Origin of the sequence: Nostoc piscinale CENA21 (assembly GCF_001298445.1) — a bacterium.
Taxonomy (GTDB): domain Bacteria; phylum Cyanobacteriota; class Cyanobacteriia; order Cyanobacteriales; family Nostocaceae; genus Nostoc_B; species Nostoc_B piscinale_A.
The window spans coordinates 3,154,864-3,180,607 of record NZ_CP012036.1 but is presented as its reverse complement, the minus strand read 5'-3'; the positions used below and the strand labels follow the sequence as shown (position 1 = coordinate 3,180,607).

General features: G+C 42.2%; 21 protein-coding genes. 14 read left to right on the top strand and 7 right to left on the bottom strand.

The genetic code is table 11. The annotated features are described in order from the left end of the window. The first annotated feature begins 675 nt into the window (after positions 1-675). Positions 676-4,764 carry a hypothetical protein gene (locus ACX27_RS13755; RefSeq protein WP_062293299.1) on the top strand — a complete coding sequence of 1,363 codons (4,089 nt, stop codon included), beginning with the start codon at positions 676-678 and terminating at the stop codon, positions 4,762-4,764. A 108-nt stretch (positions 4,765-4,872) separates the two neighbouring features. Here the strand turns inward: ACX27_RS13755 and ACX27_RS13750 are convergent, their stop codons facing one another. Continuing rightward, positions 4,873-7,812: a CHAT domain-containing tetratricopeptide repeat protein gene (locus tag ACX27_RS13750; protein WP_235526631.1), complete on the bottom strand. Its 2,940-nt coding sequence runs from the start codon at positions 7,810-7,812 to the stop codon at positions 4,873-4,875. Between the two features lie 41 nt (positions 7,813-7,853). On the opposite strand from ACX27_RS13750, the gene ACX27_RS31715 reads away from it, so the two are divergent. The 3 genes from ACX27_RS31715 to ACX27_RS13735 all read left to right on the top strand — a co-directional run bounded on the left by ACX27_RS31715 (position 7,854) and on the right by ACX27_RS13735 (position 10,653). Beyond that, on the top strand, positions 7,854-8,252 hold the full coding sequence (locus tag ACX27_RS31715) for an RING finger protein (RefSeq protein ID WP_144427455.1): 399 nt from the start codon (positions 7,854-7,856) through the stop codon (positions 8,250-8,252). Between the two features lie 83 nt (positions 8,253-8,335). Next, a complete protein-coding gene (locus tag ACX27_RS13740; RefSeq protein WP_062293295.1) occupies positions 8,336-9,073 on the top strand; it encodes a dienelactone hydrolase family protein in 738 nt (245 codons plus the stop codon). A 419-nt stretch (positions 9,074-9,492) separates the two neighbouring features. Continuing rightward, entirely contained in the window at positions 9,493-10,653 is a 1,161-nt protein-coding gene (locus tag ACX27_RS13735) for an extracellular solute-binding protein (RefSeq protein WP_062293292.1), read from the top strand. 85 nt (positions 10,654-10,738) lie between these two features. Here the strand turns inward: ACX27_RS13735 and ACX27_RS13730 are convergent, their stop codons facing one another. Then, complete coding sequence (locus tag ACX27_RS13730; RefSeq protein WP_062293289.1) at positions 10,739-11,260, bottom strand: hypothetical protein; 522 nt, start codon at positions 11,258-11,260, stop codon at positions 10,739-10,741. 158 nt (positions 11,261-11,418) lie between these two features. Further along, a complete protein-coding gene (locus ACX27_RS13725) occupies positions 11,419-12,246 on the bottom strand; it encodes a carbohydrate ABC transporter permease (RefSeq protein WP_062293285.1) in 828 nt (275 codons plus the stop codon). Between the two features lie 389 nt (positions 12,247-12,635). Between ACX27_RS13725 and ACX27_RS13720 the strand changes: the two genes are divergently transcribed. The 5 genes from ACX27_RS13720 to folE all read left to right on the top strand — a co-directional run bounded on the left by ACX27_RS13720 (position 12,636) and on the right by folE (position 17,540). Beyond that, positions 12,636-13,331 (top strand): aldehyde oxygenase (deformylating), encoded by a 696-nt coding sequence (locus ACX27_RS13720; RefSeq protein WP_062293282.1) that lies wholly within the window; start codon positions 12,636-12,638, stop codon positions 13,329-13,331. Between the two features lie 209 nt (positions 13,332-13,540). After that, a complete protein-coding gene (locus ACX27_RS13715) occupies positions 13,541-14,560 on the top strand; it encodes a long-chain acyl-[acyl-carrier-protein] reductase (protein WP_062293280.1) in 1,020 nt (339 codons plus the stop codon). Between the two features lie 96 nt (positions 14,561-14,656). Then, positions 14,657-15,637: an acetyl-CoA carboxylase carboxyltransferase subunit alpha gene (locus tag ACX27_RS13710; protein WP_062293277.1), complete on the top strand. Its 981-nt coding sequence runs from the start codon at positions 14,657-14,659 to the stop codon at positions 15,635-15,637. Between the two features lie 353 nt (positions 15,638-15,990). Next, on the top strand, positions 15,991-16,716 hold the full coding sequence (locus ACX27_RS13705; RefSeq protein WP_062298334.1) for an SDR family oxidoreductase: 726 nt from the start codon (positions 15,991-15,993) through the stop codon (positions 16,714-16,716). 116 nt (positions 16,717-16,832) lie between these two features. After that, positions 16,833-17,540, top strand: a complete 708-nt coding sequence (gene folE, locus ACX27_RS13700) for a GTP cyclohydrolase I FolE (protein WP_062293274.1) — start codon at positions 16,833-16,835, stop codon at positions 17,538-17,540. A gap of 54 nt (positions 17,541-17,594) precedes the next feature. On the opposite strand, the gene ACX27_RS13695 is transcribed toward folE, so the two are convergent. Then, on the bottom strand, positions 17,595-18,227 hold the full coding sequence (locus ACX27_RS13695; RefSeq protein ID WP_062293271.1) for a phosphoribosylanthranilate isomerase: 633 nt from the start codon (positions 18,225-18,227) through the stop codon (positions 17,595-17,597). A gap of 104 nt (positions 18,228-18,331) precedes the next feature. On the opposite strand from ACX27_RS13695, the gene psaK reads away from it, so the two are divergent. The 5 genes from psaK (at position 18,332) to ACX27_RS13670 (ending at position 23,678) form a co-directional block, all read left to right on the top strand. Further along, on the top strand, positions 18,332-18,583 hold the full coding sequence (psaK, locus tag ACX27_RS13690) for a photosystem I reaction center subunit PsaK (RefSeq protein ID WP_083468738.1): 252 nt from the start codon (positions 18,332-18,334) through the stop codon (positions 18,581-18,583). 224 nt (positions 18,584-18,807) lie between these two features. Further along, positions 18,808-19,362: a CAP domain-containing protein gene (locus tag ACX27_RS13685; protein WP_062293266.1), complete on the top strand. Its 555-nt coding sequence runs from the start codon at positions 18,808-18,810 to the stop codon at positions 19,360-19,362. A gap of 80 nt (positions 19,363-19,442) precedes the next feature. Then, positions 19,443-19,919, top strand: coding sequence for a TspO/MBR family protein (locus tag ACX27_RS13680; RefSeq protein ID WP_062293264.1), 477 nt, complete (start codon positions 19,443-19,445; stop codon positions 19,917-19,919). Continuing rightward, a complete protein-coding gene (locus ACX27_RS13675; protein ID WP_062293262.1) occupies positions 19,919-21,049 on the top strand; it encodes an HhoA/HhoB/HtrA family serine endopeptidase in 1,131 nt (376 codons plus the stop codon). The genes ACX27_RS13680 and ACX27_RS13675 overlap by 1 nt, the downstream gene beginning before the upstream one ends. Positions 21,050-21,422: 373 nt before the next feature. After that, a complete protein-coding gene (locus tag ACX27_RS13670) occupies positions 21,423-23,678 on the top strand; it encodes a DUF1796 family putative cysteine peptidase (RefSeq protein WP_062293259.1) in 2,256 nt (751 codons plus the stop codon). 98 nt (positions 23,679-23,776) lie between these two features. Here the strand turns inward: ACX27_RS13670 and ACX27_RS13665 are convergent, their stop codons facing one another. Genes ACX27_RS13665 through ACX27_RS13660 form a run of 3 tightly spaced genes read right to left on the bottom strand, consistent with a single transcriptional unit; the run spans position 23,777 to position 25,543 of the window. Then, entirely contained in the window at positions 23,777-24,049 is a 273-nt protein-coding gene (locus ACX27_RS13665; protein ID WP_158507379.1) for a hypothetical protein, read from the bottom strand. A 2-nt stretch (positions 24,050-24,051) separates the two neighbouring features. Then, positions 24,052-24,744, bottom strand: a complete 693-nt coding sequence (locus ACX27_RS34650; RefSeq protein ID WP_250635699.1) for an AMP-binding protein — start codon at positions 24,742-24,744, stop codon at positions 24,052-24,054. Beyond that, on the bottom strand, positions 24,641-25,543 hold the full coding sequence (locus tag ACX27_RS13660) for an AMP-binding protein (protein ID WP_250635698.1): 903 nt from the start codon (positions 25,541-25,543) through the stop codon (positions 24,641-24,643). The genes ACX27_RS34650 and ACX27_RS13660 overlap by 104 nt, the downstream gene beginning before the upstream one ends. Positions 25,544-25,744: the final 201 nt, after the last annotated feature.

Below are 25,744 nucleotides of genomic sequence, written 5' to 3'. Positions count from 1 at the left end.
TTGAAAACTCTAGCTGCATTGCAAAAATATTTACTTAAAAATATAGGCAAACCACATTAATGATACTCAAACTAGTTAATTTTTGCTAACGCAAAATTTTCGGATAGTTTCAGTTATCTGGAGATCAGGGGTATATGGGTGTGAGGGTGTAGGGGTTAGATGAGGCGAAAAATTAAGGGTTTGGGCAAGGTTATCAGGGGTTTATGTATCCAAAACCCTGACACCCCTATACCCTTTCGTCCCTACACCCAATTTCTACAGGCTCTCTTGGGAGTGAGTTGATTTGTGTTCTAGTTAACTTGCCATTCCTAGACTCCTTAGCTAGATTAATGGCGCTTGTGGATGTAAAGTGGAGGCAATTTGCTTATTGGGTTCGGACTCCTGGCTGATTTGTTGCATTTTTTTTATGTTTTTAATTGTGAAGTCCCAGAGACTGTAACATCGCCTGTATGGTAAAAGGTCAAACAAAGTACCTAGTCAACTTATTTGGCTGACAATTGGTAAATATTTTTGTATCCTGGTACTTCAATTAGCACACAAGCTAATTACTATGATGCCCAGTTATCATAAATTGCCATCAGAAGTCTGAAGGGCAGTTGCTACCGTTATTAACTTTGATAAGCGTCAATTTCTCACCCAAGTTAAAAATCCAGTTCTAGCTAAGGTAATTCTAAAGTGACTTCCCGCGCTGATGAAATTCAAAAACTGATCGCAGATATTGATAACTTACTCACTAACAATGGTAAGCGACTGCCGAAGTTGCTGTCTGGTCAAGCGCCAGAAGCCAGAGAGGTTTTAGAGAGGGTTCGTAATTTTCTGGTGAATTTGCAAGCAGCGGAGGCTTTGCAGGGTAATATTCCCCAGCTAACGGGACAGGTACAACAGTCACCTTTGTTGGCGAAGTTTGCAGAACAAGTTAATCACCAATCTTCAGTAGAGTTATATCCATCTGAGTCAGCAGAAAATATTGGACTGAGTAGCCAGCTAAAAAGTGAATTGGCGACATTAATTCAACCACTGCAAGCAGAATTAACGGCGCTGTTGCAAGAACGCTCGACTTTGATGCAAGAAATTCGGCAATTAGAGCAGAAACGGCTGCAAAATTATTCTTTAAGTCAGCAGTTAGCCAATCAAGAGCAAATTATTGGCGAATTTTTACAGGTGTTGATGAGTCGCCTTGTCCCCACGATCGCACCACATATTAACTCAACATCTGCCCATGATTTTCGTGCTGCTAATCCTACTCAGTACAACAGTATAGAACTAACCCCGGCTACAAGTACACCTACATTAGATTCATCGGCGCAGTTAGAACAGTTAAATCAGTTTGCCACGAAATTAGACCAACGTTTACTGTCACTGGATGGTACAGTAAATGTTGTGTTTGATGCCCTCCAGCGCAATATTAATACTTACCAAGAGTCTTTATCGCAAGCTCTGGCGAGAATGCACAGTACAGGCTTGCAAGGCGAACAGTTGCTGGTGAGTTTCCTGAATAATTGGACTCAGCAATTGCAGCAACAGATTAATAATATTCCAGCGACGACAGTAGTTAAAGAAACATCAGTAGCACCGCCGCGATCGCCATTTCCAACTCCCTTAGAAACTGCTACTGTAGAAACTGCTCAACCAGTAGTGATTACCAATACTGAAGTAGCCAACCCATCACTAGAATTACCCCAGCCGGAAGTAGAGTTTACAGCAGATGTGGTGGCTAATGATTTGGATGCGATGCTACTGGAATTAACTGGTAGCATTTCCCAAGGAATGGATGCTACTACTCCTCTAGAACTGGAGGGGTTGGAAGATTTAGAAACATTGGCGGATGACTCCCCACAACCATTAACTGCGCCGACACTTTTACCAACACCAGAAGCCGCAACACCACCACCAGAAATCTCTGGAATGTTTAGTGATTTGTCGCCACCAACTCTAGAGTTGAATGATGAGGTAGATCAACTTTACGCCAGTTTATTTCATATCAGTTCTGTAACTCAACCAAGTGTTGCACCAACTCCCACAGAACCAACACCCGATACTTCTACAAACATTCCTCCCGTAGAACCAGAAACATCGTTCACGAATGTTACAGAAGAGACTGCTAACTTAAATCCTAGCGACACCGCAGTCGCACCGTTATTTGAGGAAAATATCGGCTTACCAGAGTCGATATTTACTCAGTCAGATGCAGGCTTGTTAGAAGCAAATCATTTACCACCGCAAAACACAGCCAGTCATTCGCCGCCATTTATTGATTTATCCCCAGATTTTCAACAAAAGTTATTTTTTGAACAAGAACCGGAGTTTTCTAATACTACACTCAGCTATTCTCCGGCAATGCGGGAAAATATTCCTGTGCAGCCAGAACATACTGATACAATTACTTCTTTAACGGAACTGTTTGCGGATGTTAGTAGTGAAGAGAATTTATGGCCTGGTTTGTCGCCTGCGGAAATTGCATCGACTTTAGATGAACCTGAACCTACTCCTGATGTGCAAGTGACATCGGAGACGGAAGAGCTGGAGAATGCGTCCGATAGATATATCGCGGCTTCTCCCCAGGAGAATTTGCTTGCATCAGAGATGATGCAGTCGGGAAGCATACCGGATATTTCTTTGAATGAAGAACAGTTGCAGCAATTAAATCAAGATTTAGCCAACTTTGATGAGTTACTCAACTATCAGTTAGCCGATGTCTACACTTTGGCAGATATAGAAGAACCGCCAAATGTCACCTTACCCAATGCACAAACCCTAGACCATACGCCAAATGTGGCTTTTTCCCGTCCGGCTGTAGCGCCAGTTGCACCCATATCATCGCCACAAACCGAAGTTGATTTAAACTTCTCTCCTGTCAATGAAAAAAAAAAGGAAGACACATCGGGTTCCGGTTCCCCAACTCAGATAGAAATTCCGGTAGATGTGCATAACTCGGTTTGGTATTTAGGTATTGATTTAGGCACAACCGGAATTTCTGCGGCTTTGTTAAATCGCACTCAGTCGGTGGTATACCCAATATATTGGTCAGCCGAAAATATTCCTGGTGCGACTGCTTTTCAACATTCATTTCGTTTACCTGCGGAAGTTTATCTGCCGAATGCTTCCGTGGCGAAAGGTGGCAGTAATGTGAAGAGTAGCCAATGTTCTGCACAGTTAAAGCCTTATTTACAAATAGCTGTGCCTTACAAGAGTGAAGAGCAAAAATGGGAACCTGTACTGCAATTCAATGAATTTTCGGCAGGGCCATTAATTTGGGTGGTACGATCGCTTTCTAAATTACTATTAACCCTCAAATCCGATCGCCAGAGTACCACACAAGGTCTAATCGCTATGGCGGTGGGAATTAATCAGCCGACTTTCCACACCATTATGAGTAAAATCGCTGGAGTGATTTGTACTTGCTCCGCGAGTTGGTCAGAACAATATAGATTTAATGTGCGGGAAGCTTTGCTGACGAGCAAAATTGTCCAACATCCCCAGCAAGTCTTTTTTGTGGAAGAAGCGATCGCTAGTTTAATTAGTTTATTTGATAAAAGTGACAGCCAACTCATTCAAGTGAGCGATCGCAGTGGTTTACGTCCGGTCGAAACCACAGAACCACTGCTAGGCAATACTTTGGTAATTAATATTGGCGCAACCGCCAGCGAAATGGCTTTGGTTGATATCCCAGCAAATCTGCTGCAACTAGCGCACACAGATTTCATGCTGCACAGTTTTCCCTACGCCAGCAAAGGCATAGAACAAGATATTATTTGTCAGTTACTCATTCCAGCAAAATACCGAGAATCACGGAAGAACAACCAAGTTAATGGTCAAAAAAATACTAGTAATCCTTGGCATTGGCAACCAGCCTTTGCCAATGTTGACAAAATGCAGTGGCAAAGTTTGGGGTTAGACAAATTTGATTTACCAAGGGCGGGAGAGCCTGATATTGGCGTGCGGATTCGGTTACAGCAACGATTGGAAAGTTCAGTTTTAGGACAAGCTGCCCTCGAAGCGGCCTTGGCTTTGAAGTTAATTTTGCAACATCAAGAAAACTTCACCTTAGAACTAGCAGATCAACAGTGGACATTGCAACGGCGAGACTTAGAAAGTCAAGTGTTTGTCCCCTTTGTGCGCCGCCTGAACCGGGAATTGAATAAATTACTCGTAGCGCGGGGTATTCCCACAGAAGACATTAATCAAGCCGTGTTGACTGGTGGAGTTGCATCATTAGGAGTTGTTTATCATTGGCTACGGCAAAAACTCCCCAACGCCAAGATTATTCAAGACTCTTATTTAGGGGAGAATGGCGCACCAAATTGCAGCCGAGTTGCATTAGGTTTAGCGATGTTACCCTTGCATTCCCAGATTTTAGAAGAACCAAGACAACAGTACACCGATTATTTTCTGTTTACCGAATTGCTGCGCCTACTGCCAGAGCGGAGTTTATCATTTAACGAAGTGCTTCAGTTGTTTGAGGGACGAGGAATTAACACAAGTATTTGTCAGCAGAGATTATTGGCATTTTTAGAAGGAGAATTACCAGCCGGTTTGATTCCCGCACCACCGGAGTCAGCATGGCTAACCCTAAACTCATCCCAGAATTTAGATTATCAGGCGATCGCATCTGCACCATTGTTTGAAAAACAAGGTAATCTCAGCTATCGTCCCAACTCCCAGCAATTGTCTGCTTTGCGTCGCTATTTAGCCGCCGTCAAAGCCAGCACCCAGCAATCTTTAGAGGAACCATACACGGTTAACTTTGTCAATATTCTTTTGTAAGTTCTCTTTTTTCTCTCTGCGCCTCTGCGTCTCTGCGTGAAGATTAAGAAAACGAACCACAAAGGACGCAAAGAGCGCAAAGAAATGAGAGTTTAAGAGAGATTTTTCCTACTTCCCATTCAACGGAGTCCAATTACCAGAAGGAACAAACGCCGCCCAAAATTGCGGTTCGCTATACTCTTGACTATTGAGCAAATCCAACTGTGCAGCCCGCAAAGCTTCATGTCTCCCCTTCCCAGCTTGTAAATTCTGGTAATACTTCACCATCAATTCCTTCGTCGCCGCATCATCCACCAGCCACAGACTCAAAACTTGAGTTTGTGAACCAGCAATTACTAAAGCCCGACGCAAACCATAAACCCCATCGCCTACTTTCACATCACCTTTACCAGTTTCGCAAGCCGAAAGCACAACTAATTGATTAGAACGCAAATCTAAACCAGCTACCTCCAACGCCGTCAACACACCATCATCACTACCTTTTTTAACTTGATTGCGTTTGTTTGCACCAGCCAACGCCAACCCCGAACGCAATAACGGGTTTTCTACTTCTAGAATCTTCGGTTGACGTGGTGTTAATTCAAAATCTGCTGAGGCGTTGAAATTTTGTTCAACATCAGCGATGAAGAAACCGTGAGTCGCCAAATGTAAAATGCTGGGACTATGTAATTGTTTAACAGCCGTTTCCGTTGCATCTTTACCTAACAGTAACTTAGCATTTGGTAAAACTTTTTTAATCGCTGCTGCTTCCTCTTTAGTATTCTCTAATGGTGGAAATTCCAAAGTAGCTAATTCACCAGAACGGCGATTTTCAGTACCTCGGACATTAGTTGTTTTAGCAGAAGCTACAGTTTGTGTTTGGTTGTTGTAGTCAATATCTGCCAATACCACAGGCGCAGAAGCATTGTTAACATTTGATTGAAAATGCAACAAATCCCTTCCACTGGTGAGATAAGAAAAAGCATAACGTTGAATCAGAAATTTATCTTGCTCATCCTTTAATACTTCAAAGGGAATTAATGTTAATTGCCCATCAGGCGAGATTAAAATATGATTTGCATCACCCAATAAAGGACGAATGGGTGCGATTAATTTCTCATCTAAAGTACGGGCGAGTTTTTTATATGGTCTTCCTGTGGCTAACGCTGCACGAAAATCAATGGCTAACTTATCAATTTCTGCCGCTTCACCTAAATCAACCCACTTCGGCTCACCTTTAAAGCGTAATACCGCCGCCGCATAACGCGGTTTACCGAAATTCTGAGCCTCTGTTTTGGCTTTGGTGTTGAATGGTCGATACTGCACAATTTCTACCAAGGCTGCATCTTGGGGGATTTTGGCTTGAATGGCAGTTAATTCTACTGGTTGGGTTTGCTGACGGAACTCAGCACTTTTACTACTAATTGCGGCTTCTAATTTTTCTCTTTGTGCTTCCAGTTGTTCTAGTTGAGCTTTCGGGTTAGTGGTTTGTTTTTCTGACTGGGAGTATATTAATGCGGAGAGTTGCTGCTGTACTTGCAGCCATTGAGTGAATAATTTTTGAGTTTCGGGGCTGCTGTTGAGTTTAGAGCGTAGTATTTGGATGCTGTCAGCTACGGCATCTAACACCAGCCCTTTGCGACGGAGTACAGTAGTTAAAGCTAAAGATGCGGCGGCTGAATTTTTGGGGGCTTGTTGTAGGGAACGAGAAACGATAATATCCGTCGTACTAGAAAAAATCTTCACGTAGCTTTGTTTTCTCTGTTCTGAGCCAACAGCAAAAATCAAATTCAGATTTTGGGTATGAACTTCTAGCGCACGACGAAAGAAATCTGTAGCACGGTTGATATTATCTTGAGCTTCATACAGTAAAGCTAAATTGTTCAAGCTAGTGCCGACAAGAGGATGAACTTTACTCAGTACCTTCTCATGAATAGCAAGAGAGCGAACATAAAGAGGTTCTGCTTTTTGATAATTTCCTTGTACTCGATACAGTTCTGCCAAATTGTTCAAGCTTTGGGCAACATCAGGATGAACATTTCCCAATAGTTTTTCTCTAATAGCCAAGGAGCGGAGATACAAAGGTTCTGCCTGTTGATAATTCCCTTGTTCCTTATAAACAGTAGCTAAATTATTTAAGTTAGTGGCAACAAGAGGATGAACTTTTCCCAGTACCTTCTCATAGATAGCCAAGGAACGGAGATACAAAGGTTCCGCCTGTTGATATTTCCCTTGTGCTTGGTACAGTATTGCCAAATTATTCAAACTTTGGGCAACATCGGGATGAACTTTACCCAGTACTTTTTCTCTAATAGCTAGAGAGCGGAGATACAAAGGTTCTGCCTGTTGATAATTCCCCTGCGTTTGATACAGTAGTGCCAAATTATTTAAGTTAGTGGCAACAAAAGGATGAACTTTTCCCAGTACCTTCTCATAGATAGCCAGGGAACGGAGATACAAAGGTTCCGCCTGTTGATATTTCCCTTGTGCTTGGTACAGTATTGCCAAATTATTCAAACTTTGAGCAACATTGGGATGAACTTTACCTAGTATTTTTTCTCTAATAGCTAGAGAGCGGAGATACAAAGGTTCCGCCTGTTGATAATTACCCTGAGTTTGGTACAGTAGTGCCAAATTATTCAAGCTTTGGGCAACAAAGGGATGTGAGTTACCCAGTAGCTTTTCTAAGATAGACAGGGAGCGATAATACAGAGGTTCGGCTTGTTGATATTTCCCTTGTTCGCGATACAGTTCAGCCAAATCATTCAAGCTAGTGGCGACATCGAGATGCTCTTTTCCCAGCACCTTCTCTCTAATAGCCAATGCGCGTTCTGCTAAGGGAGTAGCAGTAATATATTTACCTTGTTGGTATAACTTGACTACCTGTTCATTTAGTTCATCCGCTTCCTGTAAAGCTGCTTGCTCCTCGGCTGAATATGCAGGAGTTTGCTGTTGCGCTATGCCTGCGACTGGCATACTTAACAATAACCCCGTTGTCATTGCACCTGCTATCATCCAAGGTGTAAGACACATACCCGCAGCATTAATCGCACTGAATAACTTTTTCACAGTCAACTCACACGCACGTAGGTTTAGCTAAGAAATAAATCATGCCGTCTTCAGCACTTTTTGCAAAGCCGTTGTCAAAAAATCCAAAACTCTCTTATTCCTCTCCGCGCCTCTGCGCCTCTGCGCGAAAAAATCTCCCATTCCACAACACCCAACGCAAAAAATTTCCTGACACTTCCACCTCAAAACCTCAACTTTCACCCTCAGAACACCAACCTTCGAGCAAAAAGGCTGAAATTTTGCCTTCCGAACACCAACCTTCGAGCAAAAAGGTTGAAACTTCGTCTTCCGAACACCAACCTTCGAGTAAAAAGCCTGAAACTTCGCCTTCCGAACACCAACCTTTGAGCAAAAAGCCTGAAACTTCGCCTTCCGAACTTCAACGTTCACTCTTGGAACTTCATTTTTACCCAGTTTTAAATGTATCTTTATTTCCGTAGTGATGGGTTAGCTCTACAATCCCGATATCACTACCTCATGCTGTAAAAGCTAATCAAAACAATTATGACTGGGAGCCAAACAAGTGCAAATCACTAAGCGCAATGTCGAGTTAAGGGTTGATGATAGCTTAATGCGGGTGTATGTCGCCTCTCCCAAGCCAGCCGGAACTTACCCAGGCATTTTGTTTTACAGTGATATTTATCAATTAGGTAGTCCGATGATTCGCTTAGTCAACTACCTAGCAGGGTTTGGTTATGTTGTCGCCGCACCCGAAATTTTTCATCGCATTGAACCCATTGGTGCAGTCATTGAGCCAGATGATTTGGGGAGAATGCGGGGTAATGATGATGCACGCAGAACGGCGATCGCAGAGTATGATGCAGATTGTCGGGCTGTGATTGATTTTCTCAAAGCCGACGCTGCGGTTAACCCCGATAAAATTGGTACCCTTGGCTTTTGCATCGGCGGACATTTATCTTTTCGCGCCGCCTTCCAACCTGAAATCAAAGCTGCTGTCTGCTGTTACCCGACTGGTATCTCTAGTGGCAAACTTGGTCAAGGAATAGCAGATACGATTCAGAGAGTGAGTGAAATTACAGGCGAATTACTGCTGATACTTGGTACTCTTGACCCTCACATTCCCGAAAGCGATCGCCATACATTAATTAAAGCAATTACAGAAGCCAATATACCTCATCAAGTATTTTTATACGAAGCCGAACATACATTTATGCGAGATGATGGTTATCGCTACGACGCTGTTGCAGCTACCTCCGCTTGGTCAGAAATCATCACTTTCTTAGCCAAAATTTTTCCCTAAATGAAAGGAACACAAAAGATTACCTGTTAGGACTGGGTGTAAAGGTTTTTCATCCCTACATCCTGGTTACCGAGCGCAGTCGAAGTACACCCCTACACCCTTTAGTGAAGGGTGACTGCCCTCATTTAACTTCAAACCGTCTATGTTATTGTTTCACCAGAAACATTAGGATGCTTTACGCTTTGCCTCCATGACTGGGAGGCATTTATTTTGGGAATAATGTGGGTAAATTAGTAGTCTCAACTCTCTGGTGTACAAGAAAAAATAGTTAACCGTAGATGAACGCAGTCGAATGGTAATTTATTTATGGCGTTCCCTCCTGCCTTTGTCCTCCCGCCTCCTTCAGCTATCTTGAAAATAGGGAGTGGGGAAAATTGTAAGACAATAGTCTAGAATCTAAGTTTACATATCCAAAATCAATGGATCGACGCTCATTTTTACTCAGTATAAGTGGATTGGCACTGTCGCAACTGCTGGTGGGTTGTGAAAATAAAAACCAAACCAAACTCAGCGTTCACTTATTGAAAAACTCTATTCCTGCTCAAGTAGTTGATCAATTTAGCAAATTTTTGCAGCCAAAGCCAAAGTTAAAATTTTCTCCAGTTGAGCAAATTCAAAATTTATATCAACAATTGCAACGTTGGCAAGAATCACCAAAAACCAACGATAAACAAAATTGGATGCGCTGGGTTCCATTTATTAATTCGCAAACAACTAATGTAGTAGACTTGGTAAGTTTGGGAGATTACTGGCTAAAAAGTGCCATTGAACAAAAATTAATTCAACCCCTAGAAGCAGCAGAAGTCCAACAATTAAAATCTTGGTCTAATTTGGATGAAAGATGGCGACAATTAGTAACTCGCAATGATCAAGGAAACTTAGATCCTCAAGGAAAAGTCTGGGCTGCGCCTTATCGTTGGGGTAGTACAGTAATTGTATACGATCGCCAGAAATTTCGAGAATTAGGCTGGCAACCCCAAAACTGGAGTGATTTATGGCGGGATGGGTTGCGATCGCAAATTTCTTTACTAGATAATCCTAGAGAAGTAATCGGTCTAGTCTTGAAAAAACTCGGACAATCTTACAACACAGAAAATCTCGACACCGTACCCAACCTGGAAAAAGAACTGCAAACCTTAAACCAACAAGTAAAATTTTACAGTTCTAACAACTACCTCGAACCTTTAATTACAGGAGACACTTGGTTAGCCGTTGGTTGGTCAAGTGATATATTACCAATCTTGTCACGTTATCCCCAACTTAATGTAGTCATCCCCAAATCTGGAACAGCCATTTGGGCAGATTTATGGGTACGCCCCACTAAAGCCAACAAAAACGAAATCTCATCCAAATGGATTGATTTTTGTTTGCAACAAGAAATCGCCAAACAAATCACTACCAAAACAAGAACCAATTCCCCAATTATTTCTGATATTACAATTACTAATATTGCAGAACCAATACGCGGTTTATTACAAACAAATCAGCAAATTTTTCCGAAAAGTGAATTTTTGCTCCCATTTTCAACATCAACAGAAAAACAGTATGACTCTCTGTTTACCAAAATCAAGACAAGTTAATTAAGTAGTTGGGAAAAGGCAGGAGGCAGAAGGAAAGAGGATTTTAGGTGAATTAACCTAAAAATACTACTAACACTCTCACCTATCACTCAGACGATTGCTGCAATACTAATCTATTTAAAGAATTAATTTGAATGCGGCATGATATTGGGCTGGTTTGAAAATTACAGGTATAACTCCCTAAAAGTTCTTGTTGATAATTAAACACCCGTAAATTATAAACATCCTTTCTGGCAACATTGCCGAGGCGATTTACAAAACTGTAGCGTTCTAGATAATCTAGTATGCTCCAAACTTGTTGATTAACAATGACATCTACTCTACCAGGTGTGTTTGCCGTAGCAGGATAAGCTATCCAATTATCCAACAACTTATTTTCGGAATTAGCTTGCGCTAACCATAAACTCGGAGTTGTTAGTCCTTGTGGGTTAATGGTGTTAGCTGTAATTACATTACTGTTGGGTTTTGTTAATAAATCTAGTTCCAATGGCGCATCTGAAGGTAACGGAACAGCAGCGATTTCTGCTAATACAGGAGAAATTGGTAACAGCAAAACTGCACCCAAGCCGAAGCCCAAAAGTATTGGCAAAGATTTTTGGCAAGACATAGACTAACCCCCTTTGCTGATTTAGCAGTCCTATTTGAGATAGGAATAAAAGGACAAGGGAGACAAGGGAGAGTATTTGATATCTAAAAAAAGTTGCAATAATCGCAGTGACGTTAAACTGACGATTAGCTTACTCAGCACTCAGCACTCTGTCCGCATCAATTCTTGATTCCCGTTGTGGCAATTCCCCGAATAAATTGACGTTGACCAATTAAAAATAGTGCCATCACTGGTACCGTTGCAATGGTTACTGCCGCCATCATCAAAGGCCAGTTGTTGGTAAATTGCTCTTGAAACTCGGCTAATGCCAACTGTACGGTTCTTAATTCTGGGCGCGTGGTAAATACCAAAGGTTTAAACAAATCATTCCATTCCGCAATAAAGGTGAACAAAAACAACGTCACCAAAGCCGGACGGGCTAAAGGTAATAACACCCGCCATAAAATTTGTAACCTGTTTGCCCCGTCGATGATGGCTGCTTCTTCTAGTTCTACAGGAATTGTCTGAAAATATTGGCGTAAAAGAAATATGCCAAAACCATTGACAGCCGTGGGTAAAATCAGCGCCCCATAGGTATTAATTAAGTGTCCCCACTTCAACACCAAGAATATAGGTATAACCAACAGCTGAAAAGGAATTACTAAGGTTGCTAAAACCACTAACAGCAATGCTTGTTTGCCACGAAATTTCAATCTTGCCAAGGCGTAACCAGCCAAAGCAGAGGTGATTAGCTGAAATGCGGTGACTGCGATCGCTACTAAAGTAGAATTAGCAAAAGCTAAGAGGAACTTCCCACGCTGCCACGCATCATTGTAATTATCTAACGACCAATTTCGCGGCATCGTGATATCTGGAGTCGCGCCAGGGGGTGCAAAAGAAGTGAAAAACACGACAAACAGCGGTAGTAAGACAATGAATGCTCCTAACAGCAGTACCGCTAAACTAAGAATATCGCCAGATTTGAAATTCCAACTTGATTTCATCATAAGTGTGAGATAGCAGAGCTTAGGGGCTAGAGGCCAGGGAATAGCGAGAAAACTGCCCTTCGGGTGAGGCAGAAAGGAAGACTTTTAATCAAATGTAAAGCCTGTTTGCTTCGCCCATTTGAGTTTAAGTCCCCCGCTACAATCTGAGATTTAGCAGTCTTGGACGAGCGAAGGTTTTGAATATTTCTCTTATCTGCCTCCTGCCTTCTTCAATCTAATCGACTCTTTGTATTTGTTTCTTTAGTACTAGAGCATCGCCCCCAGCAAAAGCTAATCTATTACATAGTGACTTGTTAAGTTAAATTAAACAACAGTGAAGATTGCCCTAAAATGACAGGGTAAATTAAGCGTTAGTATCAAATGATTCATTTTACAGGAGTGACGATACCATGCAGCAGTTGGCAGATGGATTAGAAATAGATTTCCAAAGTGAAACGTATAAAGATGCCTATAGTCGCATTAACGCGATCGTGATTGAAGGGGAACAAGAAGCTTATGAGAATTACATTACACTAGCTGAACTGCTGCCTGATCATCGTGATGATTTAATTCGCTTGTCGAAAATGGAAAGCCGCCATAAGAAAGGCTTTGAAGCTTGCGGACGCAATTTAAACGTCACACCAGATTTGCAATTTGCCCAGGAGTTTTTTGCACCTCTGCACGATAACTTTAAAGTCGCCGCCGCTCAAGGTAACGTTGTCACCTGCTTACTGATTCAATCTTTGATTATTGAATGTTTTGCGATCGCCGCCTACAACATTTACATCCCCGTAGCTGATGCTTTCGCACGTAAAATTACTGAGGGAGTGGTCAAAGACGAATACAGTCATTTAAACTTTGGTGAAGTTTGGCTGAAAGCTAACTTTGAAGCATCCAAAGCTGAACTAGAAGAAGCAAACCGCCAAAACTTACCCATTGTTTGGAAAATGCTCAACCAAGTAGCAGCCGATGCCGAAGTTTTAGCAATGGAAAAAGAAGCTTTAGTCGAAGACTTCATGATTCAATACGGTGAAGCTTTAAGTAACATTGGCTTTACCACCAGAGATATCATGCGTTTATCAGCCTACGGACTCTCAGCTGCCTAAACAAGTATGAAGGATGAAGCATGAGGAATGAAGGTTAAAGAATAACTCAAAAGTCAGAATCAAATTCATCATTTTGCTAAAATTTCAGACTTTACACTTCATACTTCATACTTCAGACTTCACACTTTGTTGTATTTTTAAGGATAGGTATTCTCACTTACCCATTCAATTCCACGCTTTCGACGCAGCAAACGCCTAATACACACTACATGTTTGGTCTAATTGGACATCTGACTAGTTTAGAACACGCTCAAGCGGTAGCTCAACAATTGGGATACCCAGAATATGCCGATCAAGGGTTAGATTTTTGGTGCAGCGCCCCGCCGCAAATTGTTGATCACATTAAAGTTACCAGTTTGACTGGAGAAACAATCGAAGGCAAGTACGTAGAATCATGCTTTTTGCCAGAAATGCTGGCAAATCGGCGGATTAAAGCGGCAACTCGCAAAATTTTGAATGCAATGGCTCATGCTCAAAAGCATGATATTGATATCACGGCTTTAGGCGGTTTTTCATCAATTATTTTTGAAAACTTTAATTTAGAGCAGTTCAGCCAAGTCCGTAACGTCACATTAGAGTTTGAACGCTTCACTACGGGTAACACCCATACAGCCTACATTATCTGTCGGCAAGTAGAGGCGGCTGCCAAACAAGTGGGAATTGAACTGTCGAAAGCAACAGTAGCTATCTGTGGCGCAACTGGGGATATTGGTAGTGCAGTCACACGCTGGCTAGATGCCAAAACAGATGTCAAAGAAATTCTGCTGATTGCCCGTAACCAAGAACGCCTGAAAAATTTACAAGACGAACTAGGGCGGGGCAAAATCATGGCTTTGGATGAAGCCTTACCCGAAGCTGATATTGTGGTTTGGGTAGCAAGTATGCCCAAAGGTGTGGAAATTGACACCAAGGTGTTAAAGCAACCTTGTCTGCTTATTGATGGCGGCTATCCCAAAAACTTAGCCACAAAAATTCAACATCCTGACGTTCATGTACTCAACGGTGGCATTGTTGAGCATTCTTTAGATATTGACTGGAAAATCATGCAAATCGTCAATATGGAAGTGCCAGAACGTCAGTTATTTGCTTGTTTTGCCGAAGCGATGCTACTGGAATTTGAGAAGTTACATACGAACTTTTCTTGGGGGCGTAATCAGATTACCGTAGACAAAATGGAGCAGATTGGTCAGGCATCGGTGAAACATGGCTTTAGACCTTTGCTGCTTTAAAAAAGTCAAAAGTTAAAAGTTAAAAGAATCTTTTTACTTTTGCCTTTTTACTTTTTACTTCTTTAATCCCCAATCCCTAGTTCCTCATCCCTAAATATGGCCACTACCGAGCGTAAACCACTACTGTTGGATTTTGAAAAGCCGTTGGCAGAACTCTCAAACCGTATTGAGCAGATTCGGCAACTAGCAGAAGAAAATGGTGTTGATGTATCTGGTGAAATTCGCAAGCTAGAAGCACGCGCCACAAAACTGCGGGAAGAGATTTTTAGTACATTATCTCCGGCTCAAAGAGTACAAGTCGCCCGTCATCCTCGTCGCCCCAGCACGCTGGATTATATTCAGGCAATTACCGATGAATGGATGGAATTGCATGGCGATCGCTGTGGTACTGATGATCCGGCTTTAATTGCTGGTGTCGCTCGTTTAGGTGGGCAGCCAGTAGTGATGTTAGGTCAACAAAAAGGGCGTGACACTAAGGATAACATTGCGCGGAACTTTGGGATGGCGGCTCCCGGTGGTTATCGCAAGGCAATGCGGCTGATGGAACACGCCAATAAATTTGGAATGCCGATTTTAGCTTTTGTCGATACCCCAGGCGCATTAGCCACAGTCGCAGCCGAACATCAAGGTGCCGGCGAAGCCATTGCTTATAATCTCCGGGAAATGTTTAGCTTAGATGTACCAATTATCTGCACAGTGATTGGGGAAGCAAGTTCTGGAGGGGCGCTAGGGATTGGCATTTGCGATCGCCTACTCATGTTTGAACATGCTGTTTACACTGTAATCAGCCCTGAAGGCTGTGCCGCAATTCTCTGGAAAGATGCCAGCAAAGCACCCCAAGCTGCTATGGCTTTAAAAATTACTTCCCATGACTTAAAAAATTTAGGGATTATTGACCAAATTTTGCCGGAACCTATTGGTGGCGCTCACTCTGACCCCTTAGAAGCCGCAACCACCCTTAAGCAAGCCCTTTTAGATAACTTAGATGAACTCAAACAGTTAACATCCCAAGAAAGACGGCAACTGCGTTACGATAAATTCCGCAAAATCGGTGTTTTTACAGAAATTCCCCACTAGCAAGCCCAAGCTAGGTCATTAATTCAAGAGCAATGCTATAATTGCCTGTGGTTCTTAAAGATTTTTAACAATCTTTTTAACCACAGGCATTTGTATTGGTGATCAATCGACTCACTTAAATGAGAAATTTCGTTTAGTTTTGCGAGTAGACAGCCTAAAATCCCAGATGAAGACTTAATTTTCATCTTTGGGAAAAATTTTACTGGGAAAATTTCCTACTCTGACAATTCAATATAGCAATTGTCAAAAAAAATGATCGGAATTTAAGGTTACTTTAATGTAGCCAATCCGAAGGACTTAAATAATTTGGTGGCAAAGGGCTGGGGTCACCTGCCAAAAAAATGGGGGAAAGTATGGGTAGTAAGCAGAAACAACGCGCCCTGATTACTGGGGCAAGTAGTGGAATTGGCAAAGCAACCGCCTTGGCATTTGCCAAAGCAGGCATAGATGTTGCCTTAGTCAGCCGTTCTTTAGATAAATTAGAGACGGTAGCAACAGCAGCCAAGCAAACCGGAGTAGAAGCTAAAGCATACACCCTAGATTTAGCCGAAATACCACAAATAGAAGCGAAAATTACCGCGATCACCCAAGATTTTGGCAACATAGATATTTTGGTAAATAACGCCGGAATAGGCTATACAGGTAATCTCAGCGACACAAGCTTAGAAGACTGGCAAAACGTTATTAACATCAATCTCACCAGTGTATTTGAGTGCATCAAAGGAATTTTACCGGGAATGCGCGATCGCAGCACAGGCACAATTATCAACGTCGCCTCAATCGCTGCCAAGCAAACCTTTGCTGGATGGGGAGCCTATTGTGTTAGCAAAGCCGGACTTCTAGCCCTTTCTCAAACCCTGGCTCAAGAAGAACGCGCCCACGGTATCCGTGTCACGGCTATTTGTCCTGGTTCTGTGAACACAGAAATTTGGGACACAGACACCGTTCAGGTCAACTTTGACCGTTCAAAAATGTTAACTCCAGAAATTGTGGCACAATCAATTCTCCACACTGTCTTATTGCCACCACAAGCAGTGATTGATGAATTAGTTCTGATGCCCAATGCAGGCACATTTTAGTCATTTGTTCTTGGTCATTAATCATTTGTTATAAGTGAATCACAAAGAACAAATGACCAATGACCAATGACTAATGACTGATAGCAAACATCCAAAAACTAACTAAAAATTACATCATGACTATTGCTAGTTCTAACGGTTCCAATCGTTTTCAATCTCCTCTGATTTCTGAATTGGCAGATGCCATCAATACCAGACCCGATCGCAACACCCACGACGGCAGACAACCGGATTTGCACCCGCCTTCTGAGGAACAGATGGAGCAAATGATGGATGCCGTCAGGAACATCATAGTCGGTGTCGGTGAAGACCCTGAGCGTGAAGGATTGTTGAAAACTCCCAAACGCGTGGCGGAAGCAATGCGGTTTCTCACTAGTGGTTATAACCAGTCTTTAGACGAACTAGTTAACGGTGCCATTTTTGATGAAGGGCATAACGAAATGGTACTCGTCCGAGATATTAACTTTTTTAGCCTCTGCGAACATCACATGCTACCTTTTATGGGTAGAGCGCATCTTGCTTATATCCCCAATCAAAAAGTTGTGGGCTTAAGTAAGTTAGCCCGGATTGTGGAAATGTATTCTCGCCGTTTGCAAGTCCAAGAAAGGTTAACTCGCCAAATCGCCGAAGCAATTCAAACGATTTTGGAACCTCAAGGTGTAGCAGTAGTCATGGAAGCCACTCACATGTGTATGGTAATGCGGGGTGTGCAGAAACCCGGTTCTTGGACTGTTACCAGTGCCATGCTAGGCGTATTCCAAGAAGAACAAAAAACCCGTGAAGAATTTTTTAACTTGATTCGCCATCAACCATCATTCTTTTAAGTAGGGAATGGGGAATTGGGAGTAGAGAGTGGGAAATTTACTACTCCCAATTCCCTACTCCCGACTCCGTAACTTCTGAAATAACTCAGCTACTTTATTTAAATCTTTATTTCCTGGTTGAATTTCAACCCCACTAGATAAATCGATACCGTCGGGTTTGACGTGGCTTAAAGCTTCTAAGATATTTGCTGGGGTTAATCCTCCGGCTAAAAGCCACGGGATGCTGGGGTGAAATTTTTCTAGCATTGCCCAATCTAAAGTTTGACCTGTACCCCCCAACTGTTGGGGATGATAAGCATCAAGTAATAAAGTATCTACGTATTGAACGTAAATGGCAGCTTGTTCCAGATGGTCAAGGCTGCGTATCCTCAGTGCTTTGAGAATTTCGACCTTGGAGAGATTTTGTCTAATTTGGTAACAAAATTCTGGTGATTCATCCCCGTGTAACTGTACGCCAGTTAAACCGCCATCTTGAACTATCTGCTGAATCTCCTGAATGTGAGCGTTAGCAAAAACGCCGATTTTATCAATGTTATCTGGTATTTGGGTAACGACTGCGCGGATTTGCGTTGCAGTTACGTAACGAGGTGAAGTGGGTACACAAATAAATCCTAGGGCAGTTGCGCCTAAAGATGCGATCGCAGTTGCTTGTTGTGGTTGAGTGATGCCACAGATTTTAACCCGCATAGTTCTAAAGAGCGAATTTTTGCTAACAATTTTTGGTTGCTGACTCACTAATTCTATAATTTGGGAGGTTTTATGAATTTTTTCATTTAGGAGACCAGACGTTGATGTTATCAAATTTACTGGCAGCAGCAGCTAATGTCCCCGCTACCCCCGCGTGGACTCCTACCGTTGGCATCATTATTAGCGTTACAAGCGTGGTGATTCTGTTGTTATCTACCCGCATTGAGAAACCTCAAGTTGGGCCTAAATTACCAGGGTTGCCCGTGAGTGTTACCACTTTTATCGCGGCTATGGCTTTTGGTCACATTGTTGGCATTGGTATTGTTTTAGGACTGACTAATATTGGTCGCCTGTAAATCCCAGATAACGGAGGAGTGAGAGAATCTCACAATCCCAGACTCTGGAACTCATTCTTGTTCTTTCTCCAGCAATGCAACTCTCAAATCTAGGTCAGTTGAATTTGGCGATTTTTGTTACCTTAAAGACAGAATTCACAGCAACTTCATCATGACAACTAAATTGATAGTTCTTGTCTGGAGAAAGAATTATGCAGGTGAGCAAATTGGGTTGTAGCAAGTAGATGCAAAATAAACTACCTCAAATTATCTGGTTAGCTTTAGCAGCGATCGCACTATTGCTGAGTGGCTGCGAGGATATGCTCAAATACGCACCACCATTGCCCGACATTGAATTACCATCTAACCAACCACCCCGTCCTGTAATTCCTCCAGCCTCTGCCAAAATTGCAGATATGGAAGCCGCAGTCCACCAAGGTATCAATAAAGTCAGACAAGACAAGGGACTTCAGCCTCTGCAAAATAACGAAAAACTCACCCAGGTAGCCCGCAACTACAGCCGCCAGATGGCGCAGCAAAAATTCTTCAGCCACACTGGTGCTGATGGTAGCACCTTAAAAGACAGAATAGGTGCAGGGAGAATCTCTTATTTGATGGTGGGAGAAAACTTATTTACCTGTACAAATGTAGCACAACCCGTACCAGCCGCCATTAAAGGTTGGATGAATAGCCCCGGACATCGGGCTAATATATTGCGTCCGGTGTTTCAAGAGACTGGTGTGGGAATTTGGCGAGTTGGGAATACATACTACATGACGCAGTTATTTTTGCGCCGATAACCTATCACCTGTCACAAGATAGGTGCAGCGATCGCAGATTCGATTTAACATACAGATGTATTATTTTAGCAGGAGTCGTTGTGAAAGCTAGATGGATAATTACAGCAGCTTCAGCAGCCCTGTTTTTTGGTGGTAGTTTGTTCACATCGCTGCGCGACCCTTGGTTTCAAAATCTGCAACGTCCTAGTTGGTTAACCTTTGAATTTCTCATTCCCTTTATTTGGACGTTCATTTGGGTTTGCCTGACGATTTCTGCAATTATTGTCTGGGAAAAAAGCAGTAAGAAAGGTTCTCGCCCTGGGAATTTGCTATTAGTTTATGCTGCTATTGCCTTACTAACATCACTTTACAGTCCGGTGGTGGTAGAACTCCGCAGTTTGATTGGTGGTATGATTGTGGGCGGTTTAGCAACTCTTTTGGTATACATTTTAGCTTTTGTTGTAAAACCAATTTCGCAAACAGCTGCGTGGCTATTTCTTCCTTATGCACTATGGGGGCCTTTCGGCACTTATTTAACTTGGTTATTACTACAACTCAATAGCCCCATCAACCCATAATGAAACGCCTGATTTCGCAATTCTCGCTTTATCTAACTTTGCTATTAACTGGATGTGTTGCCAATAGAGATGTAAAAAATCCTTTAGTTACAGCAACACTCAATCCAGCAGCACCAATTAATGCTAATCAAGATGCCAATTACATCACTCAAGTAGTGCAGAACGTTGGATCAGCAGTGGTACGCATCAATTCCACTCGTACTGTCGCAGTATCTCCCCAAGACTCTTATTTAGGGCGTTTTTTTGGCGAACAACAGAGTCGAGAAGAAGTACAACGGGGGATTGGTTCAGGATTTATTATTAGTGGTGATGGGATTATTTTGACTAATGCCCATGTGGTAGCAGATGCAGATAATGTTGCAGTTGTGTTAAAAAATGGTCGTAGTCTTCAAGGTAAGGTAGTAGGAGTTGACCGCGTAACCGATGTAGCAGTAGTCAAAATTAAAAGTACAGGATTGCCAACAGTAAAATTAGGTAACTCCGATAATTTGTTACCAGGAGAATGGGCGATCGCCATTGGCAATCCATTAGGATTAGATAATACAGTTACCCAAGGAATTATCAGTGCAACTCAACGTTCTGTTGCTGATTTAGGAGTACCCACAGAACGAGTTGATTTTATTCAAACGGATGCGGCAATTAATCCAGGTAATTCTGGCGGCCCCTTGCTTAACGCTCAAGGAGAAGTAATTGGGATGAATACTGCTATCATCCAAGGAGCGCAAGGATTAGGCTTTGCAATTCCCATCAAAACAGCCCAAAGAATTGCTAATGAATTAATCACTAAAGGACGAGTAGATCATGCTTATGTTGGCATTCAAATGGGAGAGTTAACCCCTGATTTACGCACCAAAATTAATCAAAGCGATACAGGTTTAAAAGTTAATCAAGATACAGGTGTGATTATTTTAGGAGTCGCCCCAAACTCCCCTGCTTCCCGTGCTGGTTTGCGTCCGGGCGACATTATTGACAGTATTAACGGTGTAGCAATTCAAGATATTCGACAAGTGCAACAACAGGTAGAAACTACCAAAGTTGGTGATGTCATACAAATTACCATTAATCGTAGTGGCAAAAAACAGGCGATCGCAATTCGCACAGTCGCCTTACCTGCAAGAGATATTAGTTAAACTTGGCGGCAAAACTGCAAGAATGTAGCTCATAGATTATTTGAGTCAGTATCACAGCTAGAAGAACTGTTAAATAAATGGCGAAATAAAGAAGGTCTTATTATTAGTATGACTTACGCAAAAAAATGAAAACTTAAGGTTTTAGAGCAGGGTGTAGGGGTGTAGGTATTCAAAACCCTTACACCCTTATACCCTTTCACCCCTAACCCCAATCCCCACAAAAAATTTTGGTGCGTAAGTCCTGATTAAATGGGATTGTACCCAAGGTTCCTGGAATACAGACTTTAAATGTAGTATGTGATACTGTCAAAGCATCTGGAGGATTCAACCTTTCCAGTGGCATTTTATTCTGAGAATTCACAAAAAAAATCTTATGTATCGCTTCCAGGTTAGTGCATATACACAAACTGGTGAATCCATTGGTCTGGTTGGTTCTACTTCCGAGTTGGGAGCGTGGGATATTACTAGATGTGTTCGCCTCCGCACCAGTGCTGCTCGCTATCCTCTATGGTGGACAGATGAAATTGACATTCAGCCATCTTTAGAAGCGGGCGATGATCAGAGAATTGAATATAAGTATGTGCGTTTTAATACTAATGATTATGGGGAATGGGAAGCTTTTGGGTGGAATCGTTGGATACCGATTAACCATGAGCATTCCAGTACTATTATTGTGGATGATGGGGCATTCGGTTATTTACAGCCTCATCCCTTCGGCTACCCTGAACAACCAACAACTATTAAACAACTATTCACAGCAGATTCTGACAGTTTAAAAATTGTGGTGATTGGTAGTTCTGTGGCCTTGGGTCATAAAGCTTGGTTGTTGAAAGGCTGGGTTAGTCTACTAGAGGAAGCTTTACAACAAAAATATGGACACAGAGTCGTTAATGTCTCTGAGGTGGGAGCCAATGTCAGCCGCACGATCGCCCGCTTTGCTTCAGTCGTTACACCAGAACAACCTGATGTAGTAATTATTGCTTTATCTCTAGGAAACGAAGGATTGGCTTATTGTGCGCTGCACGAACGGCGAGCCGTACAAAGGCGGTTTGAAAGCGGTTTGCAGCAGTTGGTAAAAATGACGCGCAAATTAGGCGCGTTGCCAATTTTAGGTGGCGTTTATCCTCATAACGATTATTCTTCTGAACATTACTGGCTGTTAAAAGATACCCACAATCGAATGTTAAATTGGGGTGTGCCGATTTTGAATTGGTTGCCAGTCTTAGATAATGGCCAAGGACGTTGGCGAGAGGGACTATCTTTTGACCCAGCGCATCCCAACACTGTCGGTCATCGCTTGATGTTTGAGGCGATAAATTTACAATTATTTGATATAGACAAAGCCCAATTAGCCAAAGAAAACCCCCATTTCTGGCAACCCAACGAAATCCCGATTTATCTTGATAATGCAGGATTTTATGTTTGTGCCTACATAGAAGAAAAGGGTCTGCGAATTAGTAATCCATCACCCCACAATTACACCATTGCGCCTTATTGGCAAGAACTCCAAACAGTTCTGCAAAGTAAAGCCAAGTTGCTTCCAGGTATTTATGTTGCCAAAAATCCCCAACCGGGAACACTGCCATTTTTTGCTGTGCAGGAAAATGGCGCGATCGCTACAACCGTAGAAATACCATCAAACTCTGATTTAGAATATACTGCTGCTTTTAATTTATTTGCCCCGAATGACTCCCAAGTTTTGTTTTATGATGGACATTTGGGAATCTTGCAAAAAGATGAACGCCACCTTTGGCTAATTAATGAATCAGACCATGAATATAATATCCATCCCATGTGGAAAGAAGTACGGCAAGCACTAAAAGGTGTACCAGCAGGTGTTTACGAAGACCCATTACACCCTGAGATTCCCTTCCGCACGATGATGATTGGTAAAGATGGGCTGGAAAGTCGGGTGAAAATTCCATCACAGTCGGCGGTGTTATTTCAATATCAATGTAAATTATCAGACATCAGTCGGATCGCAATTGTGCCATTGGGCGATCGCTGTGCTGTACGGATGATGTTATACAAAATGGAATATGATGGCCCGGCTTTTCCCTTTGACTTGACCCGCACTACCAAGATTGCAGACATCGCAGATATCATCGAAAATCGTTTTGATGATATGTGGAATCCGAGCTTGCTAGATTACAGTCCCGAAGCAGGGAGAATTTACCACAGCAAATGGTCTGGTTTATCTTTTGCCCATGAAGTTGAAGCCACAGACAACCCTGTACACGATATGTCTCCGGTGTATGAACGGATGCGGGTACGCTACACAGCACGTTCTCAACGGTTTTGGTACACAATTGAAAATTGCGACCAAGCACTTTTTGTCCGCACCGGGATTTGCGATCGCGGTGGCATGTTAGATTTAGTCAGCAAACTAGAAAAACACTGCCAAGGTAAACCATTTCAACTTTTGCTGCTGTCTCCCCAAGACTCTGATGAGTTTTTAGATATTCCCAATGTGCTGCATTACAATGCCGAGTTTAACCCCGACCGGATGTATGATGACTTAGAACATTGGATGTACTGCACCGAAATTATGCGCGGAATTTTAGAATCATTGGGTATTTCCAGCAAAAATTTATTTTGGTGTCCTCCCAACGTGCGCGTTAAGGAATGATATTGTGTCTGGTAAAAGACTTGTCATATAGACTGCAACGGTGCAGGGAGCAGGGAGCAGGGGGATAAAGAGTTTTTATCTTCCTGGACAGACATGCGTCAGTCATAACTGATTTGCCTGACATGACATAACATACCAAAATAACAAATGCGTTCACCGAAATAACAAATGCGTTCGCAGAAATAACAAATGCGTTCACCGAAATAACAAATGCGTTCACCGAAATAACAAATGCGTTCACCGAAATAACAAATGCGTTCACCGAAATAACAAATGCGTTCACCGAAATAACAAACGCGTCCGCAAAAATAACAAACGCGTTCACCGAAATAACAAATGCGATCGCTTTGATTGCCAAAATTGAAATCCACAATCAATCTGTACGAAATAACTCAACCACTGCTGGCTTTGTTACTTTCCCCATTGCGTTACGGGGTAACTCTGCAACTGTGAGAATTTTAGTTGGTACTTTATAAACTGCTAATTGCTCTTTTGCCCAACTCCGAAACGATTCTAATGTTAACTGGCGTTGGGGATGTAATACTAACGCCGCACAAACTCTCTCCCCCCACTCAACATCAGCAACTCCAACCACTGCACATTCGTGGATATCTGGATGATTTCTTAACACTTCTTCAATTTCTAAGGCAGATACTTTATAACCACCAGTTTTGATGATATCTACACTCATTCTGCCAAGAATGCGGTAATTTCCATCCTCAACTACAGCTAAATCTCCTGTACAAAACCAGCCATCTTGAAAGGTTTTAGCGGTTGCTTGGGGATTTTGCCAATATTCTAAAAACACGCCTGGGCTTTTGACTTGAATTTCTCCTGGTGTTCCTGGTAGTACTAATTTTCCGCTTTCATCGACTAATCTAACTTCTACTTGCGGTAAAGGCTGACCAACATAACCTGAATGACGTTGACCATGTAAAGGATTTGACAACGCCATCCCGATTTCAGTCATTCCATAACGTTCTAGCAGAAAATGACCGCTTATATTTTGCCATTTTTCTAAAACCTGTACTGGTAAAGCGGCGGAACCAGAAACCATCAGGCGCATTTTTTTTACAACCTGCGGTCATAATTTGTTGGCGTTCAACAGTGGCGCTTTCCCAAACTGCAATTAATTTTACATAAATTGTGGGGACTGCCATAAATAAAGTTAAGTCACCACCGCAAATGCGATTCCACACAACTTCCGCATCGAATTTATTTAACATAAGACATTCCGCGCCAGCCCACAAAGCGCAGGTGAGGACGTTAATAATGCCATGAATATGATGTAATGGGAGTACGTGTAAGATGCGATCGCTTGATGTCCATTCCCAAGCTGTAATTAAACTGGTAACTTGCGCTTGAATATTGTGATGAGTTGTCACCACACCCTTTGGTTTGCCTGTTGTCCCACTGGTGTAGAGAATTAAAGCACGTCGAGTAATTTCTATTTCTGGTAGATTAACAATATGATTTGGTAGTGCTTCGGAAGTTAGGATAAATCTGAGATTGTGTGCAGTTGCAATTGGATGTAATATCTCCTCATACTGCGGATGGGCAATAATCACCGATGCTGCTGAATTGCTAATTACATATTCTAATTCTGGTCTTGGGTGGGAAATACACAGAGGTACAGCTATCCCACCAGCCCGCCAAATTCCCCACTGTGTCGCTACATACTCAAACCCAGACGGAATCAAAAAAGCAACTCGTTGTTCTTGTAAATCTGCTGCATTTTGTAACAAATTTGCTGCTATTTTAACGGAAGCTTGTAGCAAATCTTGATATGTAAATACTCCTGTATCTGCAATAATCGCTGGTTTTTCTTTATGTGCTGCCGCACGAGTCATTAAAGGGAGATTCACTTTTGTTTACCAATTTATACTTAATTCAGTTTAATTACTGAAAGCATATAGCAATTTTAAATACTTTTTTGAAATTTTTAGACTTCATTTATCTTGATTATTTTTTAGTTATGTAGCAATCCTAAATGATTTACAAACATCTTTTACCTTGTCTCTTTTATGTTTCTTATCTCTTTTGTTCATATCTCAAATAAAACTGAT

Excerpts from the sequence above, each read along its gene's own strand:
- ACX27_RS13725 (WP_062293285.1), bottom strand. The coding sequence starts at position 12,246 with ATGATGAAATCAAGTTGGAATTTCAAATCTGGCGATATTCTTAGTTTA.
- ACX27_RS34650 (WP_250635699.1), bottom strand. The coding sequence starts at position 24,744 with ATGCGCCTGATGGTTTCTGGTTCCGCCGCTTTACCAGTACAGGTTTTA.
- ACX27_RS13675 (WP_062293262.1), top strand. The coding sequence starts at position 19,919 with ATGAAACGCCTGATTTCGCAATTCTCGCTTTATCTAACTTTGCTATTA.
- ACX27_RS13730 (WP_062293289.1), bottom strand. The coding sequence starts at position 11,260 with ATGTCTTGCCAAAAATCTTTGCCAATACTTTTGGGCTTCGGCTTGGGT.
- ACX27_RS13710 (WP_062293277.1), top strand. The coding sequence starts at position 14,657 with ATGGCCACTACCGAGCGTAAACCACTACTGTTGGATTTTGAAAAGCCG.
- ACX27_RS13705 (WP_062298334.1), top strand. The coding sequence starts at position 15,991 with ATGGGTAGTAAGCAGAAACAACGCGCCCTGATTACTGGGGCAAGTAGT.
- ACX27_RS13685 (WP_062293266.1), top strand. The coding sequence starts at position 18,808 with ATGCAAAATAAACTACCTCAAATTATCTGGTTAGCTTTAGCAGCGATC.
- ACX27_RS13715 (WP_062293280.1), top strand. The coding sequence starts at position 13,541 with ATGTTTGGTCTAATTGGACATCTGACTAGTTTAGAACACGCTCAAGCG.
- ACX27_RS31715 (WP_144427455.1), top strand. The coding sequence starts at position 7,854 with ATGCCGTCTTCAGCACTTTTTGCAAAGCCGTTGTCAAAAAATCCAAAA.
- ACX27_RS13720 (WP_062293282.1), top strand. The coding sequence starts at position 12,636 with ATGCAGCAGTTGGCAGATGGATTAGAAATAGATTTCCAAAGTGAAACG.
- ACX27_RS13695 (WP_062293271.1), bottom strand. The coding sequence starts at position 18,227 with ATGCGGGTTAAAATCTGTGGCATCACTCAACCACAACAAGCAACTGCG.
- ACX27_RS13670 (WP_062293259.1), top strand. The coding sequence starts at position 21,423 with ATGTATCGCTTCCAGGTTAGTGCATATACACAAACTGGTGAATCCATT.
- folE (WP_062293274.1), top strand. The coding sequence starts at position 16,833 with ATGACTATTGCTAGTTCTAACGGTTCCAATCGTTTTCAATCTCCTCTG.
- psaK (WP_083468738.1), top strand. The coding sequence starts at position 18,332 with ATGTTATCAAATTTACTGGCAGCAGCAGCTAATGTCCCCGCTACCCCC.
- ACX27_RS13735 (WP_062293292.1), top strand. The coding sequence starts at position 9,493 with ATGGATCGACGCTCATTTTTACTCAGTATAAGTGGATTGGCACTGTCG.